Origin of the sequence: Curtobacterium sp. PhB142 (assembly GCF_004341255.1) — a bacterium.
Lineage (GTDB): Bacteria > Actinomycetota > Actinomycetes > Actinomycetales > Microbacteriaceae > Curtobacterium.
This window is the reverse complement of sequence record NZ_SLUT01000003.1, coordinates 470,139-496,968: the sequence shown is the minus strand read 5'-3', so window position 1 is coordinate 496,968 and position 26,830 is coordinate 470,139. Positions and strand designations below refer to the sequence as shown.

The 26,830-nt window shown below is 70.6% G+C and carries 23 protein-coding genes; 11 read left to right on the top strand and 12 right to left on the bottom strand.

Annotated features, from left to right (window positions below; all coding sequences use genetic code 11):
* The first annotated feature begins 258 nt into the window (after positions 1–258).
* Positions 259–2,088 carry a beta-galactosidase family protein gene (locus tag EDF31_RS08655; protein WP_131845841.1) on the top strand — a complete coding sequence of 610 codons (1,830 nt, stop codon included), beginning with the start codon at positions 259–261 and terminating at the stop codon, positions 2,086–2,088.
* Positions 2,089–2,176: 88 nt separating this feature from the next.
* On the opposite strand, the gene EDF31_RS08650 is transcribed toward EDF31_RS08655, so the two are convergent.
* Positions 2,177–2,641 carry a hypothetical protein gene (locus EDF31_RS08650; RefSeq protein WP_131845840.1) on the bottom strand — a complete coding sequence of 155 codons (465 nt, stop codon included), beginning with the start codon at positions 2,639–2,641 and terminating at the stop codon, positions 2,177–2,179.
* Positions 2,638–2,937: a biopolymer transporter Tol gene (locus tag EDF31_RS08645; RefSeq protein WP_123938474.1), complete on the bottom strand. Its 300-nt coding sequence runs from the start codon at positions 2,935–2,937 to the stop codon at positions 2,638–2,640. Before EDF31_RS08645 ends, EDF31_RS08650 begins: the two co-directional genes overlap by 4 nt.
* A gap of 44 nt (positions 2,938–2,981) precedes the next feature.
* Here EDF31_RS08645 and EDF31_RS08640 point away from each other — a divergent pair, with 44 nt between their 5' ends.
* Positions 2,982–4,055: a spore photoproduct lyase family protein gene (locus EDF31_RS08640; protein WP_131845839.1), complete on the top strand. Its 1,074-nt coding sequence runs from the start codon at positions 2,982–2,984 to the stop codon at positions 4,053–4,055.
* Here EDF31_RS08640 and EDF31_RS08635 read toward each other — a convergent pair.
* Complete coding sequence (locus EDF31_RS08635; protein WP_131845838.1) at positions 4,043–4,699, bottom strand: TetR/AcrR family transcriptional regulator; 657 nt, start codon at positions 4,697–4,699, stop codon at positions 4,043–4,045. The two genes, EDF31_RS08640 and EDF31_RS08635, sit on opposite strands and share 13 nt — an antisense overlap.
* Before the next feature lie 92 nt (positions 4,700–4,791).
* Between EDF31_RS08635 and EDF31_RS08630 the strand changes: the two genes are divergently transcribed.
* The gene (locus EDF31_RS08630) at positions 4,792–5,139 is read left to right on the top strand and encodes a DoxX family protein (RefSeq protein WP_131845837.1); all 348 of its coding nucleotides are present in this window, start codon (positions 4,792–4,794) and stop codon (positions 5,137–5,139) included.
* Positions 5,140–5,161: 22 nt separating this feature from the next.
* Here the strand turns inward: EDF31_RS08630 and EDF31_RS08625 are convergent, their stop codons facing one another.
* Positions 5,162–6,262 (bottom strand): SDR family oxidoreductase, encoded by a 1,101-nt coding sequence (locus EDF31_RS08625; RefSeq protein ID WP_131845836.1) that lies wholly within the window; start codon positions 6,260–6,262, stop codon positions 5,162–5,164.
* 37 nt (positions 6,263–6,299) lie between these two features.
* Positions 6,300–6,551 carry a DUF3253 domain-containing protein gene (locus EDF31_RS20330; protein ID WP_235035881.1) on the bottom strand — a complete coding sequence of 84 codons (252 nt, stop codon included), beginning with the start codon at positions 6,549–6,551 and terminating at the stop codon, positions 6,300–6,302.
* Between the two features lie 227 nt (positions 6,552–6,778).
* Between EDF31_RS20330 and EDF31_RS08615 the strand changes: the two genes are divergently transcribed.
* On the top strand, positions 6,779–8,116 hold the full coding sequence (locus tag EDF31_RS08615; protein ID WP_243649941.1) for an alpha-amylase family glycosyl hydrolase: 1,338 nt from the start codon (positions 6,779–6,781) through the stop codon (positions 8,114–8,116).
* A 78-nt stretch (positions 8,117–8,194) separates the two neighbouring features.
* Here the strand turns inward: EDF31_RS08615 and mmsB are convergent, their stop codons facing one another.
* The 3 genes from mmsB to chvE all read right to left on the bottom strand — a co-directional run bounded on the left by mmsB (position 8,195) and on the right by chvE (position 12,146).
* Entirely contained in the window at positions 8,195–9,376 is a 1,182-nt protein-coding gene (gene mmsB / locus EDF31_RS08610; protein WP_111086259.1) for a multiple monosaccharide ABC transporter permease, read from the bottom strand.
* A complete protein-coding gene (mmsA, locus tag EDF31_RS08605; RefSeq protein ID WP_131845834.1) occupies positions 9,363–10,913 on the bottom strand; it encodes a multiple monosaccharide ABC transporter ATP-binding protein in 1,551 nt (516 codons plus the stop codon). The genes mmsB and mmsA overlap by 14 nt, the downstream gene beginning before the upstream one ends.
* A gap of 102 nt (positions 10,914–11,015) precedes the next feature.
* Complete coding sequence (gene chvE / locus EDF31_RS08600; RefSeq protein ID WP_111086261.1) at positions 11,016–12,146, bottom strand: multiple monosaccharide ABC transporter substrate-binding protein; 1,131 nt, start codon at positions 12,144–12,146, stop codon at positions 11,016–11,018.
* Positions 12,147–12,327: 181 nt separating this feature from the next.
* On the opposite strand from chvE, the gene EDF31_RS08595 reads away from it, so the two are divergent.
* Positions 12,328–13,377 carry a substrate-binding domain-containing protein gene (locus tag EDF31_RS08595; protein WP_123291927.1) on the top strand — a complete coding sequence of 350 codons (1,050 nt, stop codon included), beginning with the start codon at positions 12,328–12,330 and terminating at the stop codon, positions 13,375–13,377.
* Between the two features lie 309 nt (positions 13,378–13,686).
* Here EDF31_RS08595 and EDF31_RS08590 read toward each other — a convergent pair whose 3' ends face one another.
* From EDF31_RS08590 to EDF31_RS08575, 4 genes are read right to left on the bottom strand one after another with little or no spacing between them, the layout of a single operon-like run.
* Complete coding sequence (locus tag EDF31_RS08590) at positions 13,687–14,640, bottom strand: carbohydrate ABC transporter permease (protein WP_123291928.1); 954 nt, start codon at positions 14,638–14,640, stop codon at positions 13,687–13,689.
* A gap of 3 nt (positions 14,641–14,643) precedes the next feature.
* Complete coding sequence (locus EDF31_RS08585) at positions 14,644–15,621, bottom strand: sugar ABC transporter permease (protein ID WP_131845833.1); 978 nt, start codon at positions 15,619–15,621, stop codon at positions 14,644–14,646.
* 58 nt (positions 15,622–15,679) lie between these two features.
* Positions 15,680–16,987: a sugar ABC transporter substrate-binding protein gene (locus tag EDF31_RS08580; protein WP_131845832.1), complete on the bottom strand. Its 1,308-nt coding sequence runs from the start codon at positions 16,985–16,987 to the stop codon at positions 15,680–15,682.
* A 4-nt stretch (positions 16,988–16,991) separates the two neighbouring features.
* Positions 16,992–18,989, bottom strand: a complete 1,998-nt coding sequence (locus tag EDF31_RS08575) for a beta-L-arabinofuranosidase domain-containing protein (protein ID WP_131845831.1) — start codon at positions 18,987–18,989, stop codon at positions 16,992–16,994.
* 173 nt (positions 18,990–19,162) lie between these two features.
* Here EDF31_RS08575 and EDF31_RS08570 point away from each other — a divergent pair, with 173 nt between their 5' ends.
* The 6 genes from EDF31_RS08570 to EDF31_RS08545 all read left to right on the top strand — a co-directional run bounded on the left by EDF31_RS08570 (position 19,163) and on the right by EDF31_RS08545 (position 26,622).
* A complete protein-coding gene (locus EDF31_RS08570; RefSeq protein WP_131845830.1) occupies positions 19,163–20,176 on the top strand; it encodes a LacI family DNA-binding transcriptional regulator in 1,014 nt (337 codons plus the stop codon).
* 637 nt (positions 20,177–20,813) lie between these two features.
* Complete coding sequence (locus tag EDF31_RS08565; RefSeq protein WP_131845829.1) at positions 20,814–22,544, top strand: FGGY-family carbohydrate kinase; 1,731 nt, start codon at positions 20,814–20,816, stop codon at positions 22,542–22,544.
* Entirely contained in the window at positions 22,541–23,251 is a 711-nt protein-coding gene (locus EDF31_RS08560; RefSeq protein ID WP_131845828.1) for an L-ribulose-5-phosphate 4-epimerase, read from the top strand. Before EDF31_RS08565 ends, EDF31_RS08560 begins: the two co-directional genes overlap by 4 nt.
* On the top strand, positions 23,248–24,777 hold the full coding sequence (gene araA, locus EDF31_RS08555; RefSeq protein ID WP_131845827.1) for an L-arabinose isomerase: 1,530 nt from the start codon (positions 23,248–23,250) through the stop codon (positions 24,775–24,777). The genes EDF31_RS08560 and araA overlap by 4 nt, the downstream gene beginning before the upstream one ends.
* A 26-nt stretch (positions 24,778–24,803) precedes the next feature.
* Positions 24,804–26,069: a D-arabinono-1,4-lactone oxidase gene (locus tag EDF31_RS08550; RefSeq protein ID WP_279387363.1), complete on the top strand. Its 1,266-nt coding sequence runs from the start codon at positions 24,804–24,806 to the stop codon at positions 26,067–26,069.
* An 88-nt stretch (positions 26,070–26,157) separates the two neighbouring features.
* Positions 26,158–26,622 carry a DUF2510 domain-containing protein gene (locus EDF31_RS08545; RefSeq protein WP_123938488.1) on the top strand — a complete coding sequence of 155 codons (465 nt, stop codon included), beginning with the start codon at positions 26,158–26,160 and terminating at the stop codon, positions 26,620–26,622.
* Positions 26,623–26,830: the final 208 nt, after the last annotated feature.

Below are 26,830 nucleotides of genomic sequence, written 5' to 3'. Positions count from 1 at the left end.
GGTGTCGGGCGTGGCTCCCGGCGCCGCGCCGGGCGGGGGGGGGGGGGGCGGGGGCCCGCCCCCCCCCCCCCCCCCGGGGGGGGCGGGCGCGCCCCCCCCCCCCCCCCCCCCCGCGCGCCCCCGCGCCCCCCCCCCCCCCCCCCCCCCCCCCCCCCCCCCCCCCCCCCCCCCGCCCCCCCCCACCCCCCCCCCCCCCCCCCCCCCGGGGGGGGGGGCCCCCCCCCCCCCCCCCACCCCGCTGTCTGAAAGAGTCATCACATGCGATTCGCCATCGGCGACACCGACTTCCTGCTCGACGGCGAGCCGCACCGCGTGCTGTCCGGCGCGATCCACTACTTCCGCGTGCACCCCGACCTGTGGGCCGACCGGATCCGCAAGGCGAAGCTGATGGGCCTCAACACCATCGAGACCTACGTCGCCTGGAACGCGCACGCGCCATCGCCCGACGTCTTCGACCTGACCGGCGGGCTCGACCTCGGCCGGTTCCTCGACCTGGTCGCTGCCGAGGGGATGCACGCCATCGTCCGACCCGGCCCCTACATCTGCGCGGAGTGGGCCAACGGCGGTCTGCCGTACTGGTTGTTCGCGGACGGCTCCGTGGGCGTCCGGCGCAACGAGCCCGGGTTCCTCGCGGCGGTCCAGACGTACCTGCAGCACCTGGCCCCCGTGCTGGTCCCGCGGCAGATCGACCAGGGCGGGCCCATCGTCCTGGTGCAGGTCGAGAACGAGTACGGCGCGTACGGCTCCGACCCCGAGTACCTGCGTGCACTCGAGCAGATGCACCGCGACATCGGGCTGACCGTCCCGTTCACGAGCGTCGACCAGCCGATGGGCACGATGCTCGAGGACGGTTCGCTGCCGTCGCTGCACAAGACCGGCTCGTTCGGCTCGCGGTCCGCCGCGCGCCTCGAGCGGCTCCGCCAGGCCCAGCCCACCGGCCCCCTGATGTGCTCGGAGTTCTGGGACGGCTGGTTCGACAGCTGGGGCGAGCACCACCACACCACCTCGGCCGCGGACAGCGCTGCGGACCTCGACGTCCTGCTGGCCGCCGGTGGCTCGGTCAACATCTACATGTTCCACGGTGGCACGAACTTCGGCTTCACGAACGGCGCGAACGACAAGGGCGTCTACCGTCCGATCGCGACGTCGTACGACTACGACGCCCCACTCGACGAGGCCGGTCGGCCCACCTCGAAGTTCCACGCCTTCCGCGCGGTCATCGAGCGCTACGCGCCCGTCCCGCCGCTGCCGGCATCCATGGAGCCGGGTGGGTCGGGTCGACTCGCGTCCGATGCGGCGGACGAAGTCGGCCTGGAGGCCCGGATCACCCCCGCCACGGACGTCGCCGTCCGCCTCGGCCGCGTCGCGTCGCTCCGCTCCCTGCTGCCCACCCTCACGACGTGGTCGGCGCACGACGAGCCGCCGACGTTCGACGCCCTCGGTGCGGCCAGCGGCTTCGTCCTGTACCGCGCCGAGCTCGACCTGCCGACCGGCGGAGTGCTGACCATCGGGGAAGAGGTCCGCGACCGCGCGATCGTGTCCGTCGACGGCGTCGTCGTCGGCGTCCTGGAGCGCGAGCACCACGACCGCGCCGTCGTCCTGCCGCCGGTGACCGGCACGCTCGAACTGCTCGTCGAGGACCAGGGCCGGGTCGACTACGGCATCCGCATCGGCGAACCGAAGGGCCTGATCGGAGGAGTCGCCGTCGACGGTGTCTCGCTGTCGCGCTGGACCGCGGCACCGTTGGCGCTCGACCCGATCGCACCGTCCGCCCTCGATGCGCTGTCGGCCGTGGAACCGACGGACGGCGAGGTGCTCGCCGGGCCGACCTTCGCCGCGGGGTCGTTCGACCTCGACGCGGTGGACGACCGCTACCTGGCGCTCGACGGCTTCCGCAAGGGTGTCGCCTGGGTGAACGGGTTCTGCCTCGGTCGGTACTGGTCGCGCGGCCCGCAGCAGACCCTGGCGATCCCGGGCCCGGTCCTGCGCCAGGGTCGGAACGACCTCGTCGTCCTCGAGCTGCACGCGTCGGCATCCCGCACGGCCCACCTGCTCCTCGAGCCGTCCTTGGGCCACACCGAGGGCTGACGAGGCGCGCCGCGTACCTGGTCGAATCGGGCGTACCTGGTCGGAACTTCCGACCAGGTACGCCCGATTCCGCTTTCCACCGCGGGCGTCATGGGACGTTTCGGACTTCGTGATTCGCTGCCCACGCCCGCACCTCGAGGAGCGCCTCGTGTCGCCAGCGCCAGAGCGGGGCGAACTTCGTGCCGTCGTCCGCCCAAGCCCGGGTCAGCAGCCAGATCTGCCGTCGGTGGCCGACCCCGCGATCATCGCGCCACTCGACGTACGCGTCGTCGAGCACCGCGGTGATGCCCGCACGCGGTGCGGTCCACGACGACAGGAAGCCGGAGTACCGGAGGGTTTCGTCGGACAGGTGCACGGCGACGCGACGGAGCCTGGCCGTGGCCCAGGTCCCACCGGCGATGAAGGCGACACCGAGGACGAAGACGAACACCCGCGCCGATGCTCCGGGAACGAAGGCCACGCTCGCGAGTGCGACTCCTGTCCCGATCATCACCGGGCCGAACACGATGAGGTTCAGGATGCGATCCAGGCGCGGCGGACGAATCGTCGTCACGGCAGGGCGTCCAGATCGGCGAGTGCCCGCTCGGCGTCGGCGATCCGATCGGCCTCGGGGCGCGTCCACCACTCCGGCCCGCGCTCGCCCAGCCCGTGCTTCGCGAGGCCGTTCCGGTGCCGAGCCGCGGCCAGCGCAGCGTCGTCGCCGGCGCGCTTCGCGGTCTTCACCGCGTTGCGCCCGCGCCCCAGGTGGGAGCGGAGCGCGGCCGCGAGTTCCTCGGGCAGGGCCGGGTCGGTGCGGCGCCAGCGTCGGCCGTTCACCACGAAGTAATGGTCGTCGGCTTCGGCGGTCATGCCCCGAGTCTGCACCGTCAGTGGTCCCCGGTAGACAGGAGTCGATGAGCAACGACCGCGCCCGCCCGATGCTCGACGTCCGTCGGATCTACGCCGAGCCCGCTGCCCTCGAACTGCAGCGCGGGCAAGAGGTGATCGGGCGCTGGCCGGACGCCGAGATCGTGCCGGTGGAGTCCCACTGGAACATCCCCGAGGTGCACGGCGACGAGCGCAACGTGCAGCGGTGGGTCCGGATCAAGACCGAGGCGCTGGTGCTCGGCGTGAAGAAGTCGTTGATCACGCGACCGAACGGCCGCTCCGCCGACTTCATCGCGCCCTCGACGGCGAACGGCTGTGCGATGGCGTGTGCGTACTGCTACGTCCCGCGGCGCAAGGGCTACAGCAACCCCGTCACGGTGTTCGCCAACATCGACCAGATCACGAAGCACGTCGCTCGCAACATCGCGAAGCAGGGGCCGAAGACCGAGCCGAACCAGTGCGATCCCGAGTCGTGGGTGTACGACATCGGCGAGAACAGCGACTGCTCGGTCGACGCGATGATCAGCGACAACGTCCGTGACCTGTGCGACCTGTTCCGGATGACCCCGACCGCGAAGGCGTCCTTCGCGACGAAGTACGTCAACCGCGAGTTGCTCGACTGGGACCCGATGGGCCGCACGCGCATCCGGTTCTCGCTCATGCCGCACGACACCGCGAAGGTCACCGACATCCGGACGAGTCCCGTCGCCGAGCGGATCGCTGCGGTGAACGAGTTCGTCGACGCCGGCTACGAGGTCCACCTGAACTTTTCGCCCGTCATCGTCACCCCGACGTGGGAGTCCGACTGGACCGAGCTGCTGCGGCAGGTCAACGACGTACTGTCACCGGCCGCCAAGGCGCAGATCGCGGCCGAGGTGATCTTCCTCACGCACAACCAACCCCTGCACGAGGTCAACCTCGGCTGGCACCCGAAGGCCGAGAACCTGCTCTGGCGCCCCGACCTGCAGGAGCAGAAGGTGTCGCAGAACGGCGCGGTGAACGTCCGCTACCGGTCCGGGATGAAGGGGCAGCTCGTCGAGCGCTTCCGCGAGCTCGTCGCCGAGCACCTGCCGTCCTGTCGGATCCGCTACGCCTTCTGACGGCCGGCGGGCTGGTGGCGCTCCGCCAGGGCCCGACGGACCTGATCGCCGCGCAGGGGGCGTCCGGCCAGCACGCCGCGCGGGACGTCCACCGCCCGGAACCCGTCGAGCACCAGGTCCACCCAGCGTCGGTACGCCTCGGGTGCGACCCGGCCGAACGTGCGGATCGTCTCCGCGATCGACAGCTGCAGGAGTGCGACGTCGGCCAGGGTGGCGTCGGCGCGGATGACCGTGGCCGCCTGTCCGGCTGTGAAGAGGGCGTCGATCCCGTCCTGCACGGCGATGCGGAGCCGGAGCAGTTCCGGAGCGTCGCGGTAGTCGGTGGTCATGAGCTCGCTGAAGCCGGTGCGGCGCGCCTCGATCGCCGCCGTCTCGCGGACGAAGGTCGCGAAGCCCTCCCACGGGTCCGAGGCGGACAGCTCGCGGCAGTGCTCGACGAGGTCGAGCACCTCGTGCATCGGCTCGACCAGGACGGCTTCCCACAGCGCCGCTCGGGTCGGGAAGTGCCGGTACAGGGTCGCGTTGCCGAGTCCCGCTGCGACCGCGATCGGTTCCAGGGCAGCCTGGAGGCCGTGGTCGGTGAACGCGGACCGTGCCGCGTCGACGAGCGCCTGACGGTTCCGGGCGACGTCTCGGCGGGTCATGCACCGAGCCTAGATCGCGCGGCCGGGAATACGGGGAGCAGTCCCCGGTTTGAAACGGGGACAACCATCCGTTTCACCACCTGGAGTTCCCCGTGCACATCGCTGCCGTCGTCCTGTCCCTCGTCCTCGCCGTGGCCCTGCTCGGGTCGGGCGTCATGAAACTCGTCCGCAACCCGAAGATCGCCGGCTCGATGCAGGCCGTCCACGTCACTCCCTCGCAGATGACGGTCCTCGGGGTGCTCGAGGTCGTCGCTGCCGCCGGGCTCGTCATCGGCATCTGGTGGGTGCCGCTCGCCATCGCCGCGGCCATCGGCGCGGTAGTCTACTTCGTCGGTGCCGTGGTGGCGCACCTCCGAGCGCACGACAAGGACCTGCAGGGCGCCGTCGTCCTGCTGGTGCTGTCGGTCGCGACGCTCGTGGTGCTCCTGCTCGCGCTGTAGCCCGCTGTCCCGGGCCGACGGCTCAGGGGATGAGTCGGTCGGCCCGGTAGCGCGCGAACAGGTCGGCGAACGCGCGTTCCGTCCGGCGGAAGGCCGTGAACCCGGCCTCGCGACTCTTCCCCATGTCGGTGACGACCTCCATCGCGCGACCGAGGTCGGCGTCGGTGTGCCACCACGAGGCGAGCCGCGTGATGTCCGCCTCTGCCAGACCGTGTCGCTCGGCGATGCCGGCCCACTCCGACTCGTACGGCGCCATCTGCTGCTCGAGCGGACGCGGCTCGTCCTGGTACCCGACCACACGGGCCGGGTCGACGCCGAGGTGTGCAGCCAGGCGCGGCCACATCCAGCGCCACCGGAAGACGTCGCCGTTCACGATGTTGAAGGCCTCGTCGGCACCCTCGGGTGCGGTCGCCGCCCACACCATCTGCTCGGCGAGGATCCCCGCCTCGGTCATGTCGGTCAGGCCGTTCCACTGCGCCTCGCTGCCCGGGAACACGAAGTCCAGGTCGAGCTCCTTCGCGAGCGTCGCCTGCACCGCGATCGTCAGGCCCATGTTCATGGCGTTGCCGACGGCGTGCCCGATCACGGTGTGCGAGCGGTGCACCGACCACGTGAAGCCCTGGCGCTCGGCGGCGGCGAACAGCTCGTCCTCTTGCGCGTAGTAGAAGTTCGGGGTGTCCAGGCGGGGCTCTTCCTCGTGGAAGGGTGTGTCCGGCATCTCGCCCGCGGCGTAGGCCTCGAACGGGCCGAGGTAGTGCTTCAGCCCGGTCACGAGCGCCACGTGCGCCAGCGGGGCGTGCGCGAGTGCGACGAGCAGGTCGCGGACCATGCCGCCGTTCACGCGGATGTTCTCCGCCTCCGTCTCCTGGCGCTGCCATGCGGTGAAGAACACGTGCGTGGGACGCTCGTCGGCCAGCGCGGCGCCGAGGCTGTCGGGATCGCGGAGGTCCGCGGCGACGGTCCGGACGTCCTGCTGGGGGAGCGGTCGGCGCGACAGCGCGGTCACGTCCCAGCCGAGGTCGAGCAGGTGGCTCACCAGGGCGGAGCCGGTGATGCCGCTCGCTCCCACGACGAGGGCTCGGGGCTGGGTGGAGGTCAGTTCGGTCGATCCGGTTGCAGTCATCCCCGTCCCCAACCGACGGTGCACGACAGGTGTTCCCTCACCGCGGGCGGCGGATGCGGATCGGGCCCTTCGCGGTCGACGGGTCCACGACGGAGCCGCCCTGGGTGATCTCGACCTCGCCGCGCGCCATCATGCGCTGGGCCGCTCGACGGGCGGGCTCCATGAGCGGGCGCCAGTCGTCCGGTTCGAGCGACCGAGCGACCTCGGACGGGCAGATGCTCGAGGTGCGTGCCCGTGCGGCGAGCAGCTCGTCGATGCGCTGTTCGAGTGCCAGGTCCGTCCGGTCCACTCCGTGGCGACGGCAGGCGCGGGAACACCACTTGGTTTCGGGCGCCGCCGTCGACGGCATCCGACGGCCGCACGACGCACAGGTCCGATCGGCCTGTGCCGACTCCGACGCCGCAGCGTCCGCTTCCGTCCTGATCGCACGTCCCATGCCCACATCCTCGTCCTGTCGTCCCTGTCCGTTCCCAGCACAGGAGCGCCCAGCACAGGCGCGGCTGGCAGTGTCGAGGGGTGAGCACCGACACCGCACCGATCCGTCCGCCCGAGCCCGCCTGGGTGCCGCACGTCATGTGGTGGCACGTCTACCCGCTCGGGTTCGTCGGGGCGGACGTCCGCCCGGGAGTGCCGGTCGAGGAGCGCGCCGTCGAGCACCGTCTCGGCCGCGTCGAACCCTGGCTCGACCACGTGGTGGACCTCGGCCTGAACGGCCTGGTGCTCGGGCCGGTGTTCGCGAGCTCCACCCATGGCTACGACACGGTGGACTACTCCCGGATCGACCCCCGACTCGGCGACGACGCCGACTTCGACCGCCTGGTGTCCGCGGCGCACGAGCGGGGGATCCGGGTCCTGCTCGACGGTGTCTTCAACCACGTCGGTCGTGAACACCCGGCGTTCCGGGCGCTCGGAGAAGAGGGACCGGACGCGGCGACCGCCGGCCTGTTCGCGATCGACTGGTCGGGGTGGACGCCGGGGCAGCCGGTTCCCGTCGGGTTGTTCGAGGGACACGACATCCTCGTGGCGCTGGACCACGACAGCCGAGCGACCGAGGACCTCGTCGTCCAGGTGATGACGCACTGGCTGGAGCGCGGGATCGACGGCTGGCGCCTCGATGCGGCGTACGCGGTGCCACCGGCGTTCTGGGCGAGGGTGCTGCCGCGGGTGCGCGAGCGGTTCCCGGACGCGTGGTTCAGCGGTGAGGTGATCCACGGCGACGCGGCGGCGATCGCGCGGGAGTCGACCATGGACTCGTTGACGCAGTACGAACTGTGGCAGGGCATCTGGCACGGCATAGCGGACGGCAACGGCCACGAGCTGGCGCACGCGATCGAGCGGCACGACGCCCTGCTCGAGACGTTCGCCCCGACGACCTTCATCGGCAACCACGACGTCACCCGCATCGCGAGCGCGGTGGGGGAGCAGTTCGCCGGACACGCGGCCGCGGTGTTGCTCACCGTCGCCGGCACCCCGATCGTCTACGCGGGCGACGAGTACGGCTGGACCGGTGTGAAGGAGGAACGCGAGGGCGGTGACGACGCGGTCCGACCGGAGTTCCCGGAAACACCACCCGCAGCGGGGGACCTGACGCACGCGTACGAGGCCCTGATCGCCCTGCGCCGCCGCAACCCGTGGTTGCACCGGGCGCACACCGACGTGGTGCACCTGACGAACACGGCGGTCGTCCTGCGGACCGCGACGTCGGACGCGGCCGTGGTGACCGCCCTGAACCTGTCGGCCGATCCCGTCGAGGTGCCCGCGGCGGATGCGACGCAGGTGGAGGCGGGCGGCGCGGATCTCGGGGACGGAACCCTGCGCCTCCCGGCCAGGGGGTGGGCCGTCCTGTCCCGCTGACGCACGAAAGCGACAGAAGTGCGCGGATGTTCCGCAGCACTCTGTCGCTTTCGCGGGGGTGGCCCCGGAAGGACGCCCCTACTTGCGCGCGGCAGCAGCCCGACGCTTGTTGAACACGTCGAACGCGACGGCGGCGAGCAGGACCAAGCCCTTGATGAGCGACTGGTACTCGGTGCCGACGCCGAGGATCGACATGCCGTTGTTCAGCAGGCCGATGATGAGACCACCGACGATGGCGCCCGGGACCGTGCCGATGCCGCCGGTGACTGCTGCGCCACCGATGAACACCGCGGCGATGGCGTCGAGTTCGAAGCCGTTGCCCGCACCGGGTGCCGCCAGGTTGAGCTGACCGGTGAAGACCACGCCGGCGAGGGCCGAGATGACACCCATGTTGACGAAGAGCATGAACGTGACGCGCTTCGTCTTCACGCCGGACAGCTGCGCGGCCAGGGCGTTGCCGCCGATGGCGTAGACGTGGCGGCCGAACACCGCGCTCCGCATGATCACCGAGTAGATCACCACGAGTGCGCCGAGGATGACGAGCACGATCGGGGTGCCGTTGTAGCTCGCGAGCAGCAGGGCCACGTAGACGACCAGCACGACGCCGAAGACGAGCTTCACGATGAACCAGGCGAACGGTTCGCTTTCGAGCTGGTACTTGCGGCGGGTGGCTCGGCCGCGGAACGCGGTGACGGCCATGACGGCCGCGGCGGCGAAGCCGAGGATCATCGTGAGCGGCTCGTACCCGGTGGTGCCGAACGACGGCAGGAAGCCGGAGCCGAGGGCACGGAACCCGTCCGGGAACGGCGAGATCTGCTGGTTGTGCAGCACGATCTGCGCCGCACCGCGGAAGGCGAGCATGCCGGCCAGGGTGACGATGAACGCCGGGATCCCGAAGTAGGCGATCCAGAACCCCTGCCAGGCGCCGACGAGCGCACCGACGACCAGACACAGCACGACGGCGATCGGCCACGGGATGTGCCACTGCGTGATCATCACGCCGGCCATGGCGCCGGTGAAGGCGACGACCGACCCGACGGACAGGTCGATGTGCCCGGCGATGATGACCATCACCATGCCGATGGCGAGGATGAGGATGTAGCTGTTCTGGACGATCAGGTTCGAGACGTTGATCGGGGCCAGGGTGATGCCGTTGGTCGTCACCTGGAAGAAGACGACGATGACGATCAGCGCGATGAACAGGCCGATCTGTCGGAGCTGCCCGGTGAGGTAGCCGGCGGCGGACTTAAGCGCGTTCATTGACAGGGGTCTCCCGTTCCTGGGTCATGTACTGCATGAGGACCTCTGGGGTGGCCTCGGAGCGGGGCACGTCGGCGGTGATGGTGCCCTCGGAGAGTGTGTAGATGCGGTCGCAGATGCCGAGGAGCTCCGGGAGCTCCGAGGAGATCACGATGACCCCCTTGCCCTGGTCCGCGAGGCTGTTGATGATCGTGTAGATCTCGTACTTCGCACCGACGTCGATGCCGCGGGTCGGCTCGTCGAGGATGAGCACGTCCGGGTCGGTGTACATCCACTTCGACAGGACGACTTTCTGCTGGTTGCCGCCGGAGAGCTTGCCCGTGATGACGTCGACGTTCGGTGCCTTGATGTTGAGGTTCTTCAGGAACTGCCCGGCGACCGTGGTCTCCTCGGACGCGTTCACGAAGCCCCAGCTGGCGAGCTTGCCGAGCGCCGACCCGGAGATGTTCCGTTTGATGTCGTCGATCAGGTTCAGGCCGTAGCGCTTGCGGTCCTCGGTGACGTACGCGATGCCGTGGTCGATCGCCTGCGACACCGTGTGGGTCTTGATCGGCTCGCCGCGCTTGTAGACGGTGCCGCTGATGCCGGATCCGTACGACCGGCCGAACACGCTCATCGCGAGTTCGGTCCGCCCGGCGCCCATGAGTCCGGCGATGCCGACGATCTCGCCGGCGCGCACGTTCAGGTCGACCTGGTGGATGATCTCGCGCGACCCGTCGAGCGGGTGGTGGACCGTCCAGTCCTCGATCCGCAGGAGTTCCTCGCCGATCTTCGGCTCGTGCTCGGGGTACCGGTTCGACAGGTCGCGGCCGACCATCCCGCGGATGATGCGGTCCTCGGAGACGTCGTCGGCGTGCATGTCGAGCGTCTCGATGGTCTTGCCGTCGCGGATGATCGTGACCTTGTCGGCGATCGCCTTGATCTCGTTGAGCTTGTGGCTGATGATGATCGCCGTCATGCCCTCGGCCTGCAGCGAGCGGATGAGCTCGAGCAGGTGCGCGGAGTCGTCGTCGTTCAGGGCAGCGGTGGGCTCGTCGAGGATGAGGAGCTTGACCTTCTTCGACAGTGCCTTCGCGATCTCGACGAGCTGCTGCTTGCCGACACCGATGTCCACGATCTTCGTGACCGGGTTGTCCTTGAGACCGACGCGCTGCAGGAGTTCGGCAGCTGCCAGGTTCGTCTTGTTCCAGTCGATGAAGCCGCCCTTGGACCGCTCGTTGCCGAGGAAGATGTTCTCGGCGATCGACAGGAACGGGCTCAGCGCGAGCTCCTGGTGGATGATGACGACGCCAGCGGCTTCGGAGTCGTTGATGTTCGCGAACGAGACAGGTGCGCCGTCGAGCAGGATCTCGCCCTCGAAGGAGCCGTGCGGGTAGACGCCCGACAACACCTTCATGAGGGTCGACTTGCCGGCGCCGTTCTCGCCGCAGATGGCGTGGACCTGTCCACGCTCGACCTCGATCGAGACGCCCTGCAGGGCCTTCACGCCGGGGAACGTCTTGGTGATGTCACGCATCTCGAGGATCGTGTCCGTCACGTCGACCGCCTTCCGTGGTGCGCGCCGTGGCGCGCGGATGGGGCGGACGGGAGGCACGGGGCGGGGTCGACCCGTGCCTCCCGTCCGACAGGTGGGTTGCGACTACTTCAGGTCGGCTTCGGTGTAGTAGCCCGAGTCGACGAGGACTTCCTTGTAGTTGTCCTTGGTGACGACCGTCGGCTGGAACAGGAAGGTCGGGACGACCTTGACCTTGTTGTCGTAGCTCTTCGTGTCGTTGACCTCGGGCTTGTCACCGGTGAGCAGGTCCTCGGCCATGGTGACCGACTGCTTGGCGAGCTTGCGGGTGTCCTTGTAGATGGTCGAGTACTGCTGACCGGCGATGATCGACTTGACCGAGGCCGCCTCGGCGTCCTGGCCCGTCACGATCGGCAGCGGACGGTCGCTGGTGCCGTAGCCGGCACCCTGCAGCGCCGAGATGATGCCGATCGAGATGCCGTCGTACGGCGAGAGCACGCCGTCGAGCGTGGTGCCGCCCGAGTACGACTTCGCGACGAGGTTCTGCATGCGGGCCTTGGCGGTCGCCGGATCCCACTGCTGCGTGGCGGCCTGCGAGAGCTGGTCCTGACCCGACTGGATCTTCAGCGTGCCGTCTTCGAGGTACGGCTTGAGGGTCTTCATGGCGCCGTTGAAGAAGAAGCTGGCGTTGTTGTCGTCGAGCGAGCCGGCGAAGACCTCGATGTTGAACGGGCCCTTCTCGCCGGTCTTCTCGCCCTTGTCGTCGAGGACGCCGAGGCCGGTGAGCAGGCTCGTCGCCTGGTCGACGCCGACCTTCTCGTTGTCGAACGACACGTAGTAGTCGACGTTCTTGTTGCCCGTCAGCAGGCGGTCGTAGGAGATCACCTTGATGCCGGCCTTGGCGGCGGCGTCGAGCTGGTCGGAGAGGGCTCCGCCGTCGATCGACGCGATGATGAGGACCTTCGCGCCCTTCGTGATCATGTTGCTGACCTGCTGGGCCTGCTGCTGGACCTTGTTGTCGCCGTACTCGAGGTCGACCTTGTAGCCGGCCTTCTCGAGGTCGCTCTTGACGGCGTCGCCGTCCTTGATCCACCGTTCCGACACCTTGGTCGGCATGGCGACGCCGACGAGGGCGCCCTTGTTGTCGTTGCTGCTGCCGCCGCCGTCGGTGGACGCGCGGCCACCGGCCGAGCAGCCGGCGAGTGCGATCGCGATGCCGAGGGCTGCAACGCCCGCGATGATTCTGCGCTTCGTCATCGAAGTACCTCTGTTCCTCTCGCGTCGTCCTCGACGCGCTCAGGTGCCGGGGCTGCTGTGCCCCGAGGGATGTGCTCGTGTGAGCGCTCACATACTGGGGCTTTCGTAACGGGGTGTCAACTCGGCGTGACCGTTTCGCGATCTTGCCGCGCGGGCCGGACTGCGCGGTACGGTGGGCCTCGTGACGACCACGACCGCCCCAGGGGGCACGGGCGGCAAACGCCGGAAGGCTCCGACGATCTTCGACGTCGCCGAGCGCGCGGGCGTCTCCCACCAGACCGTCTCGCGCGTCATCAACGGCGACCCGACGGTCCGCGACGCCTTCCGCACGCAGGTCACCGACGCTGTCCACGACCTCGGCTACCGGCCCCGCGCCGCCGCCCGCGCACTCGCCGGGGGGCGGAGCCGCGCGCTCGGCATCATCACTGCCGGCGACGCGCTGTACGGTCCGTCGAGCACCGCGATCGGTTTCGAACGTGCGGCCCGGTCGGCCGGGTACCACGTGCTGCTCTCCACCCTGCCCGAGGACCCGACGCCGTCCGACCTGTCCGGTGCACTCACGACGCTGCTCGCGCAGGACGTCGCCGCGATCGTGCTCGTCGCCGCGGACAACCGGGTGCTCGACGCCCTCGGATCGCTCACCGTGCCGGTCACCGTGCCGGTCGTCGTGTCGAACGCCGTGCAGCGCGACGCCGTGCGGACCCCCGCGGCGTCGACCGTTGCCGCGGTCGCGATCGACCAGGCCGCCGGGACGTCGCTCGTGATGGAACACCTGTTCGGGCGCGGGTACCGGCGGATCGTGCACATCGCCGGACCACCGGTGTCGCAGGAGTCCGAGGTGCGCCGTGCCACGTACGTCCGGATCATGCAGGACGCCGGCCTCGAGCCCGTCGTGCTCGACGGCGACTGGACCCCGGGGAGCGGGTTCGCGGCTGCACGGCACATCGACGTGACGGCCGTCGACGCGGTGTTCGCCGGCAACGACCAGATGGCGCTCGGGGTGCTCCACGCCTTCGCCGACGAGGGCCTGCGCGTGCCCGACGACATCGCGGTGGTCGGGTTCGACGACGTCCCCGAGGCCGCGCACTTCACCCCGCCGCTGACCACGGTGCGGCAGGACTTCCGGGCGATGGGGGAGCGGGTGCTCGACACCGTGCGGGCCCTGGTCGAGGGCGAGCCGCGCGACGAGACGCTGCTGGCCCCCGAGCTCGTGGTGCGCCGGTCGGCGTAGCTCGCGCGTAGCTCGCGCGGTGCGGGGTTCTCCGGCCGGGGCGACGTTCTGCCGTGCGCGGGGCAGCGGCGCACCGTGCCGCCTTGCCCATCCGGTGCGAGGTTGGTCGCTCGGTGCGGCGCTACAGCCCCTCACCGAGCGAGCAACCTCGCACCGGCCGGACAGGTACGCACGGTGCGGGGGCGTGCCCGCCTCGCACCCGCCGGACAACCGCGCACGGTGCGAGGCCGTGCCTACCTCGCACCCGCCGGACAACCGCGCACGGTGCCGGGCCGTGCCTTCCTCGCACCCGCCGGGCCGACCCGACCGTCAGCCCTTCAGCGCGCCCGACGACAGGCCTGCGACGTAGAACCGCTGCAGTCCGACGTACAGCGCGATGCACGGGATCATCGCCACCACCGACCCGGCGACGAGGTTGCCGTACGACACCTGCCCGTACGCCCCGGTCTGCAAGTTGAGCAGCGCCACCGGCAGCGTGTAGAGCGAGTCCTTCGTCAGGAACGTCAGCGCCCCGAGGAACTCGGTCCACGACGCCAGGAACGCGTACAGCGCAGCGGTCGCGGCCCCGGGCAGCAGGAGCGGGCGCAGCACCGACACGACGACCCGGAAGCGTGAGGCCCCGTCGACGAACGCCGAGTCCTCGAGCTCGGTCGGGATCGACTCGAACGCGTTCCGCATCACGAACACCCCGAACGGCAGGTTCACCGTCGTGTAGAACAGCACGAGCCCGAGCAGCGAGTTCGTGAGTTTCATGGCGTTCATCTCGAGGTACAGCGGGGTGAGGATCGCCTGGAACGGCACCATCATCGTCAGCAGCACCAGACCGAACACGATGCCCGACCCGCGGAACCGGAAGCGGGCGAACCCGTACCCGGCCATCGTCGCGATCACCGCGGTCAGCACCGCCGTGGCGATCGACACGATCAACGAGTTGAACACGCCGGTCAGCAGGTGCGACGACGAGCTGAAGACGGCCGCGAAGTTCTGCCAGCCGAGCTGGAAGAAGGTCGCGGGGTCGGCGGCCTGCGTGATGACGGCCTCGGACTGGAAGGCCCGCAGGATCGACCACAGCAGCGGGACACCGAAGACGAGCACCGACCCGACGCCGGCGATCACGTACAGGGTGCGCTTGACAGCGGTGTCGCGGGGGTGCCGGACGCTGCCCTGGTGGTGGCGCCGGCGGCGTCCGTCGCCGGTGGTGGTCAGCGTGCGGGTGGACAGGTCCGGCGCCGCGAGTCCGGCACGGGAGGTCGTGGTGCTCATGGCTCAGTCCTTCTCTCGCAGTGCCCAGAACTGGAACACCGTGACGGCGGCGATGACGACGACCAGGGCGATCGACTCGGCGGTCGCGGCGCCGAGCTGCAGGTTGACGAAGCCACGGTTGTAGATCGCGTTGACGATCGTCGTGGTCTCGGTCCCCGGCCCGCCCTGGGTCAGGATGTAGAACTGGTTGAACGCGAGCAGCGAGCCGATCACCGAGATGATGGCGCTGAGGGCGATGGTCGACCGGATCATCGGCAGGGTGATGAGCCGTTCGGTCTGCCACCAGGACGCGCCCTCGAGCTGCGCCGACTCGTACACCTCGTCGGGGATGCCCTGCATGGCCGACATCAGGAGCACCATCGTCAGGCCGGACACCGCCCAGACCACGAGCACGCAGATGAGCAGCGTGGCGAGGGGGCCGTTGACGAGCCAGGCGGTGCTGCCGTCGGTGATGCCGAGCCAGCGGAGCACCATGTTGACGGCTCCGGAGTTCGGCTGCGCCTCGAGCACGAGCATGAACGACAGCGTGGTCAGGCCGACGACGTACGGCAGGAAGAACACCGTCCGCAGCAGGGTGCTGCCCCGTCGCCGTGCCCGGATGAGCACGGCCAGGAAGTAGCCGAGCACCAGGATCGGCACCGTCACGATCGCGGTGTACAGCAGCGTGTACCCGATGGCGTGCACGAACGTCGGGTCCTGGAACAGCGTCAGGTAGTTCTGCAGCCCGATGAACCGGTACGGGCCGATCAGGGGCCAGTTCGTGAACGAGATGTAGAGCGCGAACACGAGCGGGGCGAGGACGAACACCGCGACGAAGACGATCGCCGGGGTGACGAGCACGGCGCCGGCGCGCGGCGGGTGCGTGAGCGACCCGCGGGACGGACCCGAGCGGCCCGAGCGGCCCGAGCGGCCCGGGCGGCCGGCGCCGCGGCCGACGGTCGGGCGGCCGGCGCCGGTCCGTCGGTTGGAGATGGTGGTCATGTCTGCACCTCTCTGTGCAACGAGCGAACGAACGAGCGAACAGGCGAGCGAGCGACGGTCAGGCCTGGACCTGGTCGAGGATGCGGGTGTAGTCCGCCTGCGCCGTCTTCATCGCGGCAGCGGTGCCCGAGCCGAACACGGCCTCGCGGAACATCGCGAAGTACGGTGACGACGGCTGGTTGTTGAGCAGGTTGTACGCCAGGGTCTGCGGCGCGTAGCCCTTGTCGATGGCGTCGAGCGGGCCGAATGCCAGTGGGAACCGCTTCCGGTACTCGGGCGTCGCGGCGTCGGAGCGGGTGGGGAAGTACCCGCCGTCGGGCAGCGCCTGCTGTTGCTGCAGGCCGTTCGCGTACTGCATGAACGCCCAGCCGCCGGACGGGTTCGCCGCCCCGTTCGGGATGCACATGTTGTCGCCGCCGTCGAAGAACGACCGCTGGCCGTCCCACGACGGGATGAGCACCGTCTGCATCTTCGCCCGCATGGCCTTGGTGGCCGCGGGCACGGTGGCGCCGTACGAGGTCGGGAAGATCCCCACCTTGCCGGCCCGGAAGTCCGCGCCCCAGGTGGTGCCGGCGTCCGAGTAGGTCGCCTTCGACAGCGCGCCGTCCTTCCAGAGCTGTCGGTAGAACTCGAGCATCCGCTCCAGTGCCTCATTGCCGGTGATGTTCGCCGTCTGGGAGCCGACCTCGCCGGACATCATGTCGACACCGGTCGCCCAGACGTGCGGCTGCGTGACGAAGCCGATGATGCCGGCGGCGTTGCCGGAGATCGACCACCCGTAGACGTCGTCGTCGAGCTTCCGGATGGCCTTCGCCGCGTCGAGCAGCGTGGAGAGGTCCTTCGTCGACTCCTCGACGTCGAGCCCGGCCCGGTCGAACAGCTCGGTGTTGACGAACAGCTGCGAGTTGTCCGCCAGGTAGGGCAGCCCGTAGTACCGGTCGCGGTACTCGAGCAGTCGCAGGTGGCCCGGTGAGATCGCGTCGAAGTAGTCGAGGCCCTTCACCACGTCGGTCAGGTCGGCGAACGCCTCGCGGAAGATGAACAGCTGCGAGTTGATGTCGTCGATGTCCACGACGTCCGGCGGTTCACCACCGCGGATGGCCGTCGCGAGCTTCGTCACGTACTGACCGTCCGGCACCGGGGTCAGCTCGACCTGCAGCTTCGGGTTCGCCTTGTTGAACCCGGCCACGGCCGAGGTCAGTCCGGCCTGGGTCGCGGACCGGCACCAGACGTGCACGGTGCCGGTCGCGTCCATCCCGAAGCTCGCCACCTTCGCGTCGACCTTGGGCAGGGTGCCGGAGCACCCTGCCAGGGCGAGTGCTGCGCCGCCGGCGACACCGCCGACCAGGAACGCTCTGCGGTCCATCACGTCACCGCGCCAGCGGGAGCCACACGCGCATCGGCGCCGCGCCCCGGTTCGCCCAGGCGTAGTAGGGAACCGCGGTCGCGGTGACGGCCGGGAGGTCCGTGGTGGCGCCCTGCGAGCCGGCCGCGTCGTCGACGCTGGTCGCGTCCACGGCGTGATCCGCTCCTCCAGACCGGGTCGCGTCCAGCCGCTGGTACGGCCACGATGCCTGCTCGTGTCCGGCCGGGGCGTGTCCGGGCACGCGCAGCGTGACGATGCCGTCGAGCAGGTCGTCGCGACGTTCCTCGGTGATCGGTGCGACCGCGTCGACCGTCAGGTCGTCGACCGTGAAGCCCTGCTGGTCCGCCTGCTCCACGGCGTACACGAGGGGGCCGCGCTCGATGGCGACCTGACCGCGTGAGGCGTCGATGCGGGTGTCAGCCACGTACCGGTGCGGCGTCGTGTCGAAGACGAGCTCGACGGTGTCCCCGGCGCTCCAGTGCCGGTCGACGACGTGCAGCGTGCCCGGCTCCGGGTGCGCCGTACCGTCCGGTCCCTGCACCGTCGTCGTGTCCGACCAGACCGGGATCCGTAAGCCGAGGGCGAGCGGGCCGTCCTCGGTGACCGTGACGACCACGCGGCCGTCGTGCGGGTAGCCGGTCTCGACCGACACCGGCCCGAGGTCCGCCGTCGCGTACTGGTGGATCTGCAGGCCGCCGTCGGTCGCGGTCGCCAGGTAGCCGTCCAGGCTCGCGAACGTGCGCATGATGTTCGGCGGGCAACAGGCGCAGTCGAACCAGCCGCGGCGCCCGTGAGCGGGGGAGCGGTTCTCGTCCTGGTGTGCGTGGTCCCGCTGTTGCAGGGGGTTCACGTAGAAGTACTCGGTGCCCGCCAGGCTCACGCCGGCCAGGAACGCGTTGTACAGCAGGCGCTCGCTCGCGTCGGCGTAGACCGGCTTGCCGGTGGCGAGCAGCAGGCGCCACGCCCACTGCACGCCGCCGATGGCCGCGCAGGTCTCGGCGTAGCCGCGGTCGGTCGGCAGCTCGTAGGGGTCGCCGAACGCCTCCCAGTCCCAGCGCGCCCCGAGGCCGCCGGTGATGAACGCCTTCGTCGCCATCATGTCCGCGAACTGCGTCTCGCTCGCGGCCAGCAGCTCGGTGTCGCCGGTCTCGATCGCGACGTCGACGGCGCCGGCTGCCAGGTACACGGCGCGGACGGCGTGGCCCTCGACGGTCGTGGCCTGTCGGCTCGGCACCCGGTCGGAGAAGTACGTCGGCTCGCCGCCGGCGCGCTCGATGATGCCCGTGCCGCGGGCGTCGACGAACCAGTGCGCCAGGTCGAGGTACTCGCGGTTGCCGGTCTCGCGGTACAGCTCGACGAGGCCCATCTCGACGACGGGGTGACCGTCGACGTCGCGGGTCTTCGGCGTGGCGTCCGGTGCGGTCCCGTCGCCGAACGTGCGGACCAGGTGGTCGGCGTTCTTGATCGCGACCTCGAGCAGGCCGGTGTCGCCCGTCGCACGGTGCTGCGCCACGGCCGCCTGGTACAGGTGGCCGGCGCAGTACATCTCGTGGCTCCACTTGAGGTCCGTGTACCGCTCGCCCTTCCCCCGGATCTGCTGCACGGAGTCGAGGTAGCCGTCGTCGGCCTGCGCCTGGGCGTACAGGGCGGTGACCTCGCGCTGCAGTTCGAGCAGGTCCTCGGACGGGGCGCGGCCGTACTCCCACGCCACCGCCTCGAGCCACTTCGTCACGTCCGAGTCCATGAAGATCGGGCCGGTGGCCTCGCCCTCCTCGAGCCCGGCGGCGATGCGCAGGTTCCGGAAGTTGCCGGCGGTCTCGAGCAGGGCGTACCCGCCGCGGACCGCGTCACGGCCGTTGCGCTCCTGCCGGAGTGCCCAGAAGCCGCCGGTTATCCGGGCGTCGCCCGTCGGCAGGGGCCGGAGCGTGAGGTGCGCGTCGGCGGTCGGGAGGACCGGGGTCGCGGTGTGCGCACGGCTGTCGGTCGCGAGCGTGGTGGTCATGTCGCCTCCTTGCGATGTGACTGGGACCGTCCCGGTGTCCGCCGTTGGTGCAGCGTTTCGGAAAACGGTTTCTGCGGTGGACAGTACGACACCGACCTGGGGTGCGCAAGAGTTCTGGGCGTTTTTCTGCGTATGCTCATCGTCACGTCCCGCGATCCGGAAAGGAACTTGCCGTGACCCTTGAGCGCACCGGTGCCGACCGCAGCACGCAGCCCGTCCGGATCACCGACGTCGCCGCGCTCGCCGGGGTGTCGATCGGCACGGCGTCGAAGGCGCTCAACGGCACCGGACAGCTCCGCGACTCCACCCGGGCACGGGTCAAGGACGCCGCCGAGAAGCTCGGGTTCGTCGGCGACGCCCGGGCCCGCGCGCTGTCCTCCGGCCGGACCTACACGGTCGGCATGATCACCACCGACTCCTTCGGTCGGTTCTCGATCCCGGTGCTCCTCGGCGCCGAGGACGCCCTGTCCGCCGGGCAGATGGCGGTCCTGCTCTGCGACACCCGCGACGACCACGTCCGCGAGGCCCACTACCTCCGCTCCCTCGCAGCCCGCGGCGTCGACGGCATCATCGTGACCGGACGGTCCGCCGACCCGCGACCGCCGATCGACGTGGCGATCCCGGTCGTGTACGCGTTCACCCCGTCGACCTCGGCCGACGACGTGTCGATCACCCTCGACGACTCGGCCGGGTCCGCGCTCGTCGCCTCGCACGTGCTGACGCTCGGGCGCTCACGGGTCGCCATCGTGACCGGGCCGGCGCGCCACCAGTCGGCGGTGCGTCGTGTGTCCGGCGCGACGTCGGTGCTCGGTTCGAAGCTGGTGACCCCGCCACTGTTCGGCGAGTGGTCGGAGCGGTGGGGGCGCCAGGCCGTCGACGTGCTCGCGCGGCAGTCTCCCGACGTCGACGCGATCGTGTGCGGCAGCGACCAGATCGCCCGTGGCGTGTGCGATCGGCTCCGGGAGCTCGGGCGATCGGTCCCCGGGGACGTCGCCGTCGCCGGGTACGACGACTGGGACGTGATGGCGCTCGCCTCGAGGCCGCCACTGACGACGGTGGACCTGCGGCTCGAGGAGCTCGGGCGCGTGGCCGGGCAGGCGTTGCTCGGCCTGATCGACGGTGGTGCGGCGGCCTCGGCGACGGTCACCCCGTCCCTCGTGATCCGCGAGAGCACCGCCGGCGCGTAGGGCGGTCGTGGTCCGGCGCGCCGATGCCGGTGCCGGGTCCGGTTCGCGTTGCGGTTCGCGTTGCGGTCTGCACTGAGCGGTCACGACACCCCGTCCTCCATGCCCGAGTGGTCACGAACCGGCGCCCGGGGTGCCTCCAGCTGACAGTTCGTGACCGCGCCGCGGGGAGGCAGCGGGGTGTCGTGACCGCACCGGGCGCGGCCGTTCGGAGTGGCACGGTCCGGCGAGCCGGCATGCGCGGGTGCAGGGCGGCGGGTGGTCAGGACATGCGCGGGTGCAGGGCAGCGGGTGGTCAGGACACGCGCGAGTGCGGGGCGGTGGGTGGTCGGGACGTGCGCGAGTGCGGGGCGCTGGGTGGTCGGGACGTGCGCGGGTGTGGGGCGCCGATGGGTCGCACGTTGTCGTCGCCCTCGTTCGTCGCGCGGTCACGACCTGTCGTGCGTAGGACGTCGACCGGTCAGGAACGGTCGGCTGTAGTTGCTCCGGACGACAGTTCGTGACCGGCCGGGAGAACTGAGCGGGGTGTCTCGACTGGTGGGGCAGCCGAGCGGGCGGCGCGCCCGGACGTTGCGAGAGTGAGCGCTCACGTGCCAGGATGTGAGCGCTCACGGAGGACGACGGAGTTCTGGAGGAACGCATGGGCGACGACCCCACCCAGCAGGTCGCGAACGGCCGCACGACACTCGGGATCGAGCTCGGCTCCACCCGCATCAAGGCATGCCTGGTGGACGAGGACCTCGTCCCCATCGCCGCCGGCTCCCACGAGTGGGAGAACGAGTTCGTCGACGGCCGCTGGACCTACTCGCTCGACGCCGTCGAGACCGGTCTCCGAGCCGCGTACGCCGCGCTCGTCGCCGACGTCGAAGCGCAGTTCGGCGTGCGTCCGACCACGTTCCGCGCGGTCGGCGTGAGCGCGATGATGCACGGCTACCTGGCGTTCGACGCCGCGGGCGACCTGCTCGTGCCGTTCCGGACCTGGCGGAACACCTCGACCGGGCCCGCAGCCGAACAGCTCAGCGAGGCACTGGCCTTCAACGTGCCACTCCGCTGGTCGATCGCACACCTGTACCAGGCGGTCCTCGACGAGGAGACGCACGTGGCCGAGGTCGCGGGCATCACGACGCTCGCGGGCTACGTGCACCGACGACTCACCGGACGCAACGTGCTCGGCGTCGGGGATGCCTCTGGTGTGTTCCCGATCGAGGGCGGACCCGTCGACAGCGGCCCGGGAGACCCGGGCGCGAAGGACTTCGACCATGCCATGCTCGCCACCGCGCAGGACCTGATCGGTGTGCCGGACCTGCGGTCCCTGCTGCCCGAGGTCCTCGTCGCCGGCGCCGAAGCCGGTGAGCTGACCGCCGAGGGCGCCGCGTGGCTCGATCCCACCGGCACGCTCGAACCCGGCGCGCCGCTCTGCCCGCCCGAGGGTGACGCCGGCACCGGCATGGTCGCGACGAACGCCGTCGCACCCCGCACCGGCAACGTCAGCGTCGGCACGAGCATCTTCGCGATGGTGGTCCTCGAGCACCCGCTCAGCACCCCGCACGAGGAACTCGACGTCGTGACCACCCCGGCGGGCGACGCCGTGGCGATGGTGCACTGCAACAACGGCGCGAGCGAGATCGCGAGCTGGGCGAAGGTCTTCGGACGGTTCGCCGAAGCGGCCGGGCAGCCCCTCGACGTCGACACCGTCTACGCGACACTGCTCACCGAATCGATCGCGGACAGCACCGACCCCGACGCCGGCGGCCTGCTCTCGTTCAACTACCTGGCCGGTGAACCCGTCACCCACGTCGAGGACGGCCGGCCCCTGCTGCTCCGCACCCCCGACGCCCGCTTCACCCTGGGCAACCTGGTCCGCTCCGAGGTGCACGGCGCGTTCGCCACCCTGGCGATCGGCATGGACGTGCTGCACGGCGAGCAGGTGCAGGTCGACCGGATGACTGCACACGGCGGGCTCTTCCGCACGCCGGGTGCCCCGCAGCGACTGCTCGCCGCGGCACTGCGGGTGCCGATCGCCCTCGAGGAGACCGCGGGCGAGGGCGGAGCGTGGGGCATCGCCGTCCTGGCCGCCTACCTCGAGCACACCGACCAACAGCTCGCCGACTTCCTGTCGGACACCGTCTTCGGCGGCGACGCCGTGCACGTCGCCGAACCCGAGCCCCGCGACGTCGACGGCTTCCAGACGTACCTCGGCCGGTACCGCGCTGCCCTGCCCGTCCAGGCCGTGGCGGCAGCGGCGACCCGACCAGACGCGACCGGAACCGGTGCGGCAACCGCCCCCGGCGCCGACGCGACCACGACCCGAGGCGAGGGGACGGCGGGAGCCGAGCCGCGCCTCCCGGCAGAGCAGGAAGTGACCAGATGACCAGCGCAACCGACCCCGACACCCAGCGGGCCGTCGCGACCACCCGGGAACGCGTCGCCCGCCTGCACGGCGAACTCGTCCGCTACGGCCTGGTGATCTGGACCGGCGGCAACGTCTCCGAGCGCGTGCCCGGCACCGACCTGTTCGTCATCAAGCCGAGCGGCGTCTCGAGCGACGACCTGACCCCCGAGAACCAGGTCGTCTGCACCCTCGACGGCGAGCCGGCCGACGGTTGGGGCAACGCGCACGGCCCGTCCTCCGACACCGCCGCGCACGCCCACGTCTACCGGAACATGCCCGAGGTCGGCGGTGTCGTGCACACCCACTCGACGTACGCGACGGCATGGGCCGCACGAGCGGAACCCATCCCGTGCGTGATCACCGCGATGGCCGACGAGTTCGGCGGGCCGATCCCCGTCGGGCCGTTCGCGATCATCGGTGACGACTCCATCGGCCACGGCATCGTCGAGACGCTGACCGGCCACCGATCCCGCGCGGTCCTCATGCAGAACCACGGCGTCTTCACGATCGGCAAGGACGCGAAGGACGCCGTCAAGGCCGCCGTGATGTGCGAGGACGTCGCCCGCACCGTGCACATCGCGAAGCAGGGCGGGGACGTGGTCCCGATCGCGCAAGCAGACATCGATCGACTCTTCGATCGCTACCAGAACGTCTACGGACAGAACCCCGAAGGAGCCATGCAATGACGCAGGAGACCACCGTCGACCCCCAGGCCACGCTCGACGGCTACGAGGTCTGGTTCCTCACCGGCTCCCAGGGGCTGTACGGCGAGGAGACGCTGCGCCAGGTCGAGGAGCAGAGCAAGGCCGTGCACGCCGAACTGGCCGGCGCCCTGCCGATCAAGCTCGTCTGGAAGCCGGTCCTGAAGGGCGCCGACGGCATCCGGCGCGCCCTGATCGAGGCCAGCGCCGACGACAAGGTCATCGGCGTCACCACCTGGATGCACACCTTCAGCCCCGCGAAGATGTGGATCGGCGGCCTGCAGGCGCTGACGAAGCCGCTGATGCACCTGCACACGCAGGCGAACGTCACGCTGCCGTGGGCGGACATCGACTTCGACTTCATGAACCTCAACCAGGCCGCGCACGGCGACCGTGAGTTCGGCTACGCCCTGGCACGCCTCGGTGTCCGGCACGCCACCGCCGTCGGGCACGTCTCGGACCCCCGGGTGCAGCAGCGGGTGTCGAACTGGACCCGTGCCGCAGCCGGTGCCGCAGCCGTCCGTGAGCTGAAGCTCACCCGCTTCGGCGACAACATGCGCTACGTCGCCGTCACCGAGGGCGACAAGACCGAGGCCGAGATCGAGCTCGGCGTGCAGGTGAACACCTGGGCGGTGAACGAGCTGGCAGCGGCCGTGTCCGCCGCGTCGGACCAAGAGATCGACGCGCTCGTGGCGACCTACGAGCGCGACTACGACGTGGACCCGTCACTCCGCAGCGCCGGCGGCGAACGACACGCGGCGCTCCGCGACGGCGCCGCCATCGAGATCGGCCTCCGCACCCTGCTGGCGCAGAACGGCTCCGCCGCCTTCACGACCAACTTCGAGGACCTCGGCACGCTCAAGCAGCTGCCCGGCCTCGCGGTCCAGCGCCTGATGGCGGACGGCTACGGCTTCGGCGCCGAGGGCGACTGGAAGACGGCCGTCCTGGTCCGTGCGATGAACGTCGCCGGCGCCGGACTGCCCGGTGGTGCGAGCCTGATGGAGGACTACACCTACGACCTCACCCCGGGTGCCGAGAAGATCCTCGGTGCCCACATGCTCGAGGTCTCGCCCACGCTCACCACCACGAAGCCGACGCTGGAGATCCACCCGCTCGGCATCGGCGGCAAGGACGACCCGGTCCGCCTGGTCTTCACCGCCGACTCCGGCGAGGCCGTGGTGGTCGCGCTCTCCGACACCCGCGACGGCTTCCGCCTGACCGCGAACGTCGTCGACGTCGTGCCGCCGACCGAGGCCCTGCCGAAGCTCCCTGTCGGCCGTGCCGTCTGGGAGCCGCGCCCGTCGTTCCCCGTCGCCGCCGAGGCCTGGCTCACCGCGGGCGCCGCCCACCACACCGTGATGACGACGGCCGTCGGTCTGCAGGTGGTCGAGGACCTGGCGACCATGGTCGGCACCGAGTTCCTGGTCATCGACGAGCACACCACCGCCCGCGGCTTCCGCGACGAGCTGCGTCTCCAGCAGACGTGGCACCGTCTCGACCGCGGCTTCTGAGGGACGCGGACCGTACGATGAGCGACGTGATCGCAGAGCAGCGCACGCGGACGAACTGGGCGGGCAACGTCACCTACCGGGCGTCCGGTCTGGCGCGTCCGACGTCGGTGGCCGCGTTGCAGGAACTGGTCGCGTCGACCCCGCGCCTGACGGCGCTCGGCTCACGGCACTCCTTCAACACGATCGCCGACACCGACGCCGTGCAGGTGTCGTTGCAGGACCTGCCACCGGTGCTCGACATCGACACGTCGCGGCGCGTGGTCCGCGTCGCCGCCGGCATGACGCACAGTCAGGTCGCGGCCGGTCTGGAGGCCCGTGGCTGGGCACTCGGGAACCTCGCGTCCCTGCCGCACATCTCCACGGCCGGGGCCGTCGCCACTGGCACGCACGGCTCCGGCGTCCGCAACCCGTCGCTCGCGCAGGCGGTGGTCGGGCTCGACGTCGTCCGCGCTTCCGGCGCGATCGAGCACGTCGATGCGTCCTCGCCGGACGGGGCCCTCGACGCCCACCGGGTCGCCATCGGTGCGCTCGGCGTCGTCACCACGGTGGAGCTCGCGATCGAGCCGACGTTCGAGGTCGCCACGACGGTGCACCTCGACCTGCCGTGGGACGCCGTCTCCGAGCACTTCGACCAGGTCATGTCCGACGCCTACTCGGTGTCGATGTTCACCTCGTTCGACGACCGCGGTGCCCGGCAGGTCTGGGTGAAGCACCGCGTGGACGAGCCCTCGCCCACCGTCGACCTCATCGCCCTCGGAGCGCGGCCCGCCACCGGCCCCGTGCACCCGGGGGAGAACGACCCCGCCGGCGTCACCGAGCAGGGCGGCGTCCCCGGGCCATGGGCCGAGCGGCTGCCGCACTTCCGGTCCTCGTTCACGCCGTCGACCGGTGCCGAGATCCAGGCCGAGTACTTGATCCCGGCAGCGTCGGCAGTGTCCGCGCTCGAGGCCCTCCGTCCGCTCGAGTCGGTGTTCGCGCCGATCCTCATCGCCGCCGAGATCCGTACGATCGCGCCCGACACCGCCTGGCTCGCGCCGTCGTCCGGTCGGCAGTCGGTCGGCATCCACTTCACGTTCCGCCGGGACGCCGCAGCCGTGGCGGCCGCGGTGACGCGGATCGAGGAAGCGCTCGCGCCCTTCGACCCGCGGCCGCACTGGGGCAAGGTGTCCGGCGTGAGCGTCGAGCGCCTGCACGAGGCGTACCCGCGGCTGTCGGACTTCGCTGCGGTCGCCCGCGATGTCGACCCCACGGGCCGGTTCCGCAACGCGTACCTGGCGCGCGTCCTGTCCTGACGGGGCGTGCCGCGTGGCACCACGACTGGGGCGTGCGCGTGACGACACCGGTTCCGTAGCCTCCTCGGAGGCAACGGAGGGGAGCACAGTGACGCTGCCGATCGCCGGGTGGTACCCGGACCCGCAAGACTCGAACCGCACACGGTGGTGGGACGGAGCACGTTGGGGAGCACTCGCACCCCAACCTGCTGTAGCTGTCCCCGCGCCACAGTGGGAGCCGGCACCGCGTCCGCCCGCGCCGTCGGAGTACCGCGCGGCCGTCACCGAGCAACCGCTCCGAGGGCGGAAGGCCCGGATCGCCAAGGACCGGGCGACCCGTGCAGCGAATCCGTTCGGGTACGCCGGGCTGGTCCTCGCGCTGCTCGGGTTCATCGTCAACGTGTTCGCGATCCCCGGGATCCTGGGGATCGTCTTCGGCGCGATCGGTCTGGCACGCGCCGGGCAGCTCACCGGGCAACGGATCACCGGGTTCGGAGTATCACTCGCAGCGGTCATCCTCGGGTTGGCGGCGTCGGCTGCCTTCGTCGTGCGAGCGGCACAGCTGCTCGCGTGACGACAGGTGTCCCGCACCGTTGAGCGCGATGCGGGACACCCGGGTCCTCAGTCCCTGCGGGACAGGTCGATCAGGAGCCTGACCACGGTCACGAGCAAGCTCGCGATCCCCAGCCAGGGCACCCGACGCCTGGACCGATCATCGGTGTCGTTCGACATCGGTGACCTCCTGGTGTCGTCGCCGGCTGACACGAGGAGCTTCGACCAAG

What these genes read in the sequence shown, in the direction of transcription:
- chvE (WP_111086261.1), bottom strand. Translation starts at nt 12,146, where the DNA reads ATGACGAAGCGCAGAATCATCGCGGGCGTTGCAGCCCTCGGCATCGCG.
- EDF31_RS08565 (WP_131845829.1), top strand. Translation starts at nt 20,814, where the DNA reads ATGGGCGACGACCCCACCCAGCAGGTCGCGAACGGCCGCACGACACTC.
- EDF31_RS08625 (WP_131845836.1), bottom strand. Translation starts at nt 6,262, where the DNA reads ATGACTGCAACCGGATCGACCGAACTGACCTCCACCCAGCCCCGAGCC.
- EDF31_RS08655 (WP_131845841.1), top strand. Translation starts at nt 259, where the DNA reads ATGCGATTCGCCATCGGCGACACCGACTTCCTGCTCGACGGCGAGCCG.
- araA (WP_131845827.1), top strand. Translation starts at nt 23,248, where the DNA reads ATGACGCAGGAGACCACCGTCGACCCCCAGGCCACGCTCGACGGCTAC.
- EDF31_RS08585 (WP_131845833.1), bottom strand. Translation starts at nt 15,621, where the DNA reads ATGACCACCATCTCCAACCGACGGACCGGCGCCGGCCGCCCGACCGTC.
- EDF31_RS08645 (WP_123938474.1), bottom strand. Translation starts at nt 2,937, where the DNA reads ATGACCGCCGAAGCCGACGACCATTACTTCGTGGTGAACGGCCGACGC.
- EDF31_RS08580 (WP_131845832.1), bottom strand. Translation starts at nt 16,987, where the DNA reads ATGGACCGCAGAGCGTTCCTGGTCGGCGGTGTCGCCGGCGGCGCAGCA.
- EDF31_RS08575 (WP_131845831.1), bottom strand. Translation starts at nt 18,989, where the DNA reads ATGACCACCACGCTCGCGACCGACAGCCGTGCGCACACCGCGACCCCG.
- EDF31_RS08560 (WP_131845828.1), top strand. Translation starts at nt 22,541, where the DNA reads ATGACCAGCGCAACCGACCCCGACACCCAGCGGGCCGTCGCGACCACC.
- mmsB (WP_111086259.1), bottom strand. Translation starts at nt 9,376, where the DNA reads ATGAACGCGCTTAAGTCCGCCGCCGGCTACCTCACCGGGCAGCTCCGA.
- EDF31_RS08590 (WP_123291928.1), bottom strand. Translation starts at nt 14,640, where the DNA reads ATGAGCACCACGACCTCCCGTGCCGGACTCGCGGCGCCGGACCTGTCC.
- EDF31_RS08640 (WP_131845839.1), top strand. Translation starts at nt 2,982, where the DNA reads ATGAGCAACGACCGCGCCCGCCCGATGCTCGACGTCCGTCGGATCTAC.
- EDF31_RS08635 (WP_131845838.1), bottom strand. Translation starts at nt 4,699, where the DNA reads ATGACCCGCCGAGACGTCGCCCGGAACCGTCAGGCGCTCGTCGACGCG.